We start from the raw sequence: 6,168 nt of genomic DNA, 5'->3' as shown, positions 1-6,168 counted from the left end.
GTGTGCTCTTCCGATCTCGGGAACGACGAAGTGGGAGACGTCGGCGATGTGCACGCCGAGCCGGATCGCGCCGCCCTGCCGCCGCTCGACGCTGATGGCGTCGTCGTAGTCCCGGGCGTCGGTGGGATCGATCGTCGCGATCGCGAGCCCGGTGAGATCCTCCCTGTCCGCCGCCGCCTCCGGCGCGAAGTCCCGGGCCGCGGCGCGGGCCTCGTCGAGCACCGCCTCTGGGAAGACGGTGTCGAACCCGTGGGCGCGGGCGATCGAGAGGATCTCCGCCTCGGGCGCGCCGGACGGGCCGAGGACGTCGGCGATGACGCCCCACGCTGGGCCGGCGCCGTCCGGGAAGCGGACGATGTCGACCACCACCTTGAGCCCCTCCCGCCGGTGCTCGACCGGGACGTCGCCCACGGCGATGGGCGCGGTGAAGCGGCGGCCGTCCGGCACGACGAGCCAGACGCCGTCGACCAGTGACAGGGTGCCGACCTCCCGGGTCGAGGCGCGCTCCAGGACGCTGACCACCTCGCCCGTGTAGGCGGTGCGCCCCGCCCGCTTGCTCCGCCGGGTGACCCGCGCGACCACCTTGTCCCCGGTGAGCGCGCCCTTCGTCGCGCCCTCCGGCACGAACAGGTCGGCCGCGAACGTCGGATCGTCCGGGGTCACGAAGCCGAAGCCGCGCGGGTGGGCGCGGAACCGGCCGTGCATCTCGACCGGCGCCGCGAGTGGCGCGAGCGCCGCGGGGGAGCCGAGGACGACGCGCCCCGCCTCGCGCAGATCCTTGTACGCGGTGCGGAAGTCGCCGTACTGATCTTCCGAGATGCCCATGAGCCGGGCGAGCTTGCGCGGTCGTACCGGTTTGCCGCCGCTCTGTTCGATGAATTGCTTGATGTCTTCTTGGATTATCTTTTTTTTCATTGTTTCCGGGATGTTGGCGAGCTCAGTGCGGCGATGGCCGGATCACTGCGCGGGCTGGATCGGGGCCGGGACGGGCGCGGCCGGTGCCCCCGGCAGAGCCGGAGCGGCCACGGGTTGCGCGGCGTTCGGAGCCGGCCGCACGCACACCCGGTTCGTCCCCTTCTTCACGTCGTTTTCATAATAATCGACATCCTCACACGACCATCCGGCCGGGCATTCGGTCGCCGCGGCGCAGGTACCGGTGCAGAAGCCGCCCGTCCCGTCGCCGGCGTCCAGGCACTGGGAGCCGAACTTGCCGTACAGGTTGCCCTTGCAGTCCTGGTTCCACTCGCAGGCGCCGCCCTTCTCGGATCCGGTGAAGTAGTCGTACGCCGAGTAGCCGAGGCCACCGGCAACGACGATCACGACCCACAGAACGCTCTTCTTCATCTTCGGCCTCCTCTCCTTGGGGAGCGCCGATTATACTCCTCGCCGCGGTCGAAACGCACCCGAAAAGGGCGAACGTGCTGCGCATGGCATGCCTGTCATCGTTACGTCAGAACTGGAAATAGATGAACGGGGCCACGTCCGTCGACGCGATCTGCCGGGCCGCGAGCACCGCGCAGACGAAGAGGAGCGCTTGCGCCGGGGCGGGGATCCTGTGGAACAGCGCGACGACGCGGTCGAACCAGGCGTCCCGGACCGGGTGCGCCGCGACCGCGATGGCGAGCGCCGCGAGCGCCGGCAGCCCGAGGTTCGCCGCGCTCAAGTCCCCGGATCCGAGCGACCGGAAGATCTCGAGGGCGCCGTCGAACGAGGGCGCGCCGAAGAACACCCAGGCCGCGGTCACGACGTGGAACGTGAGGACGACGCCGACGGCCCGGCGCAGGCGGCCCGGGAGGCGGCCCGGGAGGCCGGATCTCTGGACGAGCCGCGTGATCACGAGCGCCGCGCCGTGGATGAGACCCCAGACCACGAACTTCGCGGCCGCACCGTGCCAGAGGCCGCCCAAGAACATCGTCGCGATCAGCGCGAGGTAGGTTCGCAGCGCGCCGTGGCGCGAGCCGCCGAGGGGGATGTAGAGGAAGTCGCGCAGCCAGGTGGAGAGCGAGATGTGCCACCTCTGCCAGAACTCGCGGAGGCTCGCCGAGACGTACGGCGCGGCGAAGTTGCGCGGCAGCTCGAAGCCGAGGAGCGCGGCCGAGCCGATCGCGATGTCGGAGTACGCCGAGAAGTCCATGTAGATCTGGAAGCTGTAGCCGTAGGCCGCGGCCAGCGTCTCCGCCGCCGAGTACATGACCGGGTTCGAGAACACCGGGTTCACGAGCTGCGCGCCGAGCAGGTCCGCGATCGCGATCTTCTTGACGAGCCCGAGCCCGATGAGGAAGACCGCCCGGCTCGCGCGCTCGGGGGTGAGCGACGGCGCCCGAAGGAGCTGCGGCAGGAACGCCGCGGCGCGGGTGATAGGCCCGGCGAGCAGCTGCGGGAAGAACGAGACGAACGCGAGGTAGTCGACGTAGTTGCGCGTCGGGGCGAGCCGGCCGCGGTACACCTCGATCGTGTAGCTCAGCGACTGGAACGTGTAGAACGAGATCCCGACCGGCAGGAGCAGCCCGAGGTGCGGCGGCACGGCCACGACCCCGAAGACCGCGAGCAGGGCGGCGAAAGAGTCCGCGAAGAAGTCGAAGTACTTGAACGCGCCGAGCACCGCGAGATCCGCGCCGACGCTCGCGAGCAGGAGGAGCCTCCTGTGCGCCGGGCGCTCGGCCGCGCCGAGCAGCCGCCCGACGAGGTAGTCGTGCGAGGACGACGCGAAGATCAGGACGAGGTAGCGCGGGTTCCACGTCCCGTAGAAAAAGTAGCTGACCGCGAGCAGGAACGCGCTGCGCGCCGTCCGCTTCCCGGGGAGGAACGCGGCGAGCGCCCAGAACCCGCCGAACGCGGCGAGCAACAGCGCGGCGTACGCGGTGGAGCTAAAGAGCATGGGCCTCGTCCGCCGGGCCGTTCATCCAATCCCACACCCGCGCGGCCCAGTCGAGCCCCTGCTCCCGCGTGAGGTGGAAGCGCCCGCTCTCGTGCTTCGGATAGGGGAGGCGGCTCGTGTCGAAGTACCGGCACGGCGCGCACGCCTCGGCGAGCACCGGGACGTAGCCGTACGCGTCCTCGACGAGCGGCGGCGGCCCGAGCCAGTAGCAGCGCCGCGGCCCGATGCGCTCGACGAACCGCCGCACCCACGCCGCGTTCACGTCGACGCGCGGGCTGCGCAGCGTGTTCGTCTCGAGCGTCACGACGACGACCTGCGGCGCGAGCTCCCGGATGGCCTCCGTCAGGCGCCCGGAGACGACCCACGACTTGCTCCGCGAGCCCACCCAACCGCGCGCCTCGTACCGCGCGCCGGCCTCGGTGAACGCCCGCCGCAACCCCGAGACGAGACCGGCCGAGACGTTGGAGTCGCCGACGTGGAGCACGCGCACCCCGCGCCAGTCGGGCGGGGACGGGTAGACCTCGTCGGGCGAGGGCAGGGGCGCGGCCGGGAGCAACCCCGCGTCGGTCGGGGAGGCGAAGAGCGCGGCCGCGAGGGCGACCGCTGTTCCGAGACGGGACGGCACCACCCCATTAAGCCCCTGGACGGGAACTTGCCAAGGGTAAGTATTTGTCCTACATTGACCACATTATGACACTCCTCGTGCTCACGGCCCTGTTTCGCGCCCGCGGCTGCGTCCCCTTGCGGCTCGCCGCGGTCGCCGTGATCGGGCTCGTGGCGATCTCGTGTCCCCGCGCCGCGCACCTCGCCGAGTCCTCGAGGCCCGCGCGGGGCGCCGAGGCGTTCGCGATCCCGGACGACCCGTGGGCGGACGGCGGGGTCGAGGTGGACGAGGGCGCGGTCGGCGACGGGCTCGGGCTCGCCAGGATCGTCCCGCTCGAGATCGAGCCCCTAGCGCCGTTCTTCATAGCGCTCGCTCGCGCCGAGCGGGAGGGAGACGGCCTCGTCCGCGCCGTGCACTACGGCGACTCCCACACCGCGGCGGATCTCCTGACCGCGGCGATCCGGCGGGCGCTGCAGGACAGGTTCGGGGACGGCGGGCGCGGCTTCGTCGCCCTCGGCCGCCCGTGGAAGTCGTACAAGCCCAAGGACGTCGAGATCGCGACGTCGGGTGCCGCCGACTGGCGGGCCGAGCGCGTGCTCGTGGCCGTCGATCCCGCGACCCTGGACGGGCGGTACGGGCTCGGCGGGGTGTGCACCATGGGCTCGCGACGCGGCGCGTTCGTCCGCGTGGCCACGTCGGACGGCGACTACGGCGACGAGGCCGCGTCGTTCGACGTGTACTACATGGTGCGGCGCGGCGGGGGATCGTTCGACGTGCGCGTCGACGGGCGCAAGGTCGGGACGGTGTCGACCGACGGGGACGGGCCGCGGTCCGGCTTCTTCCGCGCCGAAGCCGAGCCGGGATCGCACGCGCTCGAGGTGCGGCTGCGGGGCGACGGCGCGGTCCGCCTGTTCGGCGTGGCCGTGGAGGGGCGCGGGCCGGGGATCGTCTACGACAACCTCGGCGTCAACGGCGCGTTCTTCTACACCCCGCTGCGCTGGGACGCGGCGCTGCTCGCCGAGCAGATCGAGCGCCGGAGCCCGGATCTGATCGTCACGATGTACGGATCCAACGAGGTCGACTCGCGCACCATCACGAGGGAGTCGTACCGCGCCGACGTGCGTCGGGTGATGGCGAGGTTCCGCGAAGGGGCGCCCGACGCGTCGTGCCTGCTCCTCGGCCCGCCGGATCGCCGCGGCCGCGATTCCCGCTCGGGAGCAACGCAGCTCGCGTGGATCATCGAGGCGCAGCGCGACGTCGCGGAGGAGATCGGGTGCGGCTTTGTCGATCTGCAGGAGCTCATGGGAGGTCCGGGATCGCACGGCGCGTGGGAGCGCCAGGGCCTCGCCCGCAAGGACGGCGTGCACCTCACGGCGCGCGGGTACCGCGTCGTCGGCGAGCGCCTCGCCGAGGAGATCGTCGGCGCGTACGAGGAGTACCGCGAGGGCAACCCCCTCGCCGGAACGGAGTAGGAGACGAACATGACCGTCGAGCAACTCGGAACCCTGGCATTCTGGAACGGCCTCGTCCGGCCGCACGCGACCGAGATCGTGCTGATCCTCACCGCGGGGATCGTCGCGCTCGCGAACAGGTACGTGCTCAAGCTCGTGACCGGATGGACGTCGTCGTTCAACAAGGTCACGCGCTTCCTCACGTTCCTCCTCGTGTGCGCCGTCGGCTACACCGGGCTCGCGCTCGGCGTCTCGTTCGCGCTGCGGGAGGGCTTCTCGCTCAAGGGCGGGATGTACATGGCGCCGGCCGTGCTCGTCCTGCTCGTGCTCCTGGCGATCGAGGCCCAGCGCCAGCGCCAGGCGTAGCGCGGCGGTCCGTGCCACGCCCGTTCGTCGCCGCAGACGTCGTCGGGCTTGCCTTCGCAGGCCTGGGGCTCGTGTGGTCGATCGCTGCGGCCTTCTACGTCGCGCCGATCTTCGCCGGGATGTTCGCCGACTTCTCGTGCTGCCTGCCGGAGGTCACGGGAGCGTGGCTATTGCCCTGGCTCAACCTCGCGCTCGGGCTCGTGCCGTTCGCCATAGTGCTCCCGCCGTGGGTCCTGCGGGCACGGCGTCGATCCCGGGCTGTCGCGATGAGCGGCGCGATCGCGTGGGTGGTTCTTCAGCCCGTGATATTCTTCGCGGTAATGTACCTACCGCTCTTCAACCTGGCGGAGGCGATGTTGTAGGCTTTCTCGGCTGTGATGTAGTTCCAGAGGCGTAGGGTTTCGTCGCGGAACAGATCTTATAACGAGTCTCGGGGGCACAGTGCGACAATGCCTATGCGCTTCCAGCCAGGGGTCAGCCAGGGGTCAAGCCAGGGGTCAAGGTCAAGCCAGGGGTCAATCCATTACAATTGATAATTAAGTAAGCAGGGGTCAATCCACACAATTGACAATTAATGCACACTCGTTCGCATGGTTGCGCTTGGTCGATGACTTTCAAGGAATTGTTAATTGTAATGGATTGACCCCTTTCGACCGCTCGTCTGGGACGACGAGCCGACGCCCATCGACCAGCTGGAGCTCGCCATCCCGGGTCTTGGACACGAAAGACGAAAATGGGGTCAGGACCCATCACTTGTCACATACGGGTGGGTCGGCTACTTCGAGCCGATGGCGAGGCGACCCTGCATCGACTTTCCCGGAGCCTGGCGCCACGTCATGCCCGCAGCGCTCGAGATGTCGACGAACCAA

The 6,168-nt window shown here is 69.8% G+C and carries 7 protein-coding genes; 3 read left to right on the top strand and 4 right to left on the bottom strand.

Features of this window, described 5'->3' with window-relative positions; all coding sequences use genetic code 11:
* The 4 genes from M0R80_30900 to M0R80_30885 all read right to left on the bottom strand — a co-directional run.
* The coding region (locus M0R80_30900; protein MCK9464049.1) for an RNB domain-containing ribonuclease at positions 1 to 915 on the bottom strand (915 nt) is incomplete at its 3' end.
* Between the two features lie 42 nt (positions 916 to 957).
* Positions 958 to 1,344, bottom strand: coding sequence for a hypothetical protein (locus tag M0R80_30895; GenBank protein ID MCK9464048.1), 387 nt, complete (start codon positions 1,342 to 1,344; stop codon positions 958 to 960).
* Positions 1,345 to 1,450: 106 nt separating this feature from the next.
* The gene (locus tag M0R80_30890) at positions 1,451 to 2,878 is read right to left on the bottom strand and encodes an MBOAT family protein (GenBank protein ID MCK9464047.1); all 1,428 of its coding nucleotides are present in this window, start codon (positions 2,876 to 2,878) and stop codon (positions 1,451 to 1,453) included.
* Entirely contained in the window at positions 2,868 to 3,506 is a 639-nt protein-coding gene (locus tag M0R80_30885; protein MCK9464046.1) for a hypothetical protein, read from the bottom strand. The genes M0R80_30890 and M0R80_30885 overlap by 11 nt, the downstream gene beginning before the upstream one ends.
* Before the next feature lie 62 nt (positions 3,507 to 3,568).
* Here M0R80_30885 and M0R80_30880 point away from each other — a divergent pair, with 62 nt between their 5' ends.
* Genes M0R80_30880 through M0R80_30870 form a run of 3 tightly spaced genes read left to right on the top strand, consistent with a single transcriptional unit; the run spans position 3,569 to position 5,661 of the window.
* A complete protein-coding gene (locus M0R80_30880; protein ID MCK9464045.1) occupies positions 3,569 to 4,954 on the top strand; it encodes a GDSL-type esterase/lipase family protein in 1,386 nt (461 codons plus the stop codon).
* Positions 4,955 to 4,963: 9 nt separating this feature from the next.
* On the top strand, positions 4,964 to 5,299 hold the full coding sequence (locus tag M0R80_30875) for a DUF3392 family protein (protein ID MCK9464044.1): 336 nt from the start codon (positions 4,964 to 4,966) through the stop codon (positions 5,297 to 5,299).
* 11 nt (positions 5,300 to 5,310) lie between these two features.
* Complete coding sequence (locus tag M0R80_30870) at positions 5,311 to 5,661, top strand: hypothetical protein (protein MCK9464043.1); 351 nt, start codon at positions 5,311 to 5,313, stop codon at positions 5,659 to 5,661.
* Positions 5,662 to 6,168 lie beyond the last annotated feature (507 nt).

The sequence above is a fragment of the Pseudomonadota bacterium genome (genome assembly GCA_023229365.1).
In the GTDB taxonomy this organism is placed as follows: Bacteria; Myxococcota_A; Polyangia; order JAAYKL01; family JAAYKL01; genus JALNZK01.
The sequence above is the reverse complement of the archived record's forward strand: the minus strand, read 5'-3'. Positions and strand labels throughout refer to the sequence as shown.

What these genes read in the sequence shown, in the direction of transcription:
- M0R80_30895 (MCK9464048.1), bottom strand. Translation starts at nt 1,344, where the DNA reads ATGAAGAAGAGCGTTCTGTGGGTCGTGATCGTCGTTGCCGGTGGCCTC.
- M0R80_30890 (MCK9464047.1), bottom strand. Translation starts at nt 2,878, where the DNA reads ATGCTCTTTAGCTCCACCGCGTACGCCGCGCTGTTGCTCGCCGCGTTC.
- M0R80_30880 (MCK9464045.1), top strand. Translation starts at nt 3,569, where the DNA reads ATGACACTCCTCGTGCTCACGGCCCTGTTTCGCGCCCGCGGCTGCGTC.
- M0R80_30875 (MCK9464044.1), top strand. Translation starts at nt 4,964, where the DNA reads ATGACCGTCGAGCAACTCGGAACCCTGGCATTCTGGAACGGCCTCGTC.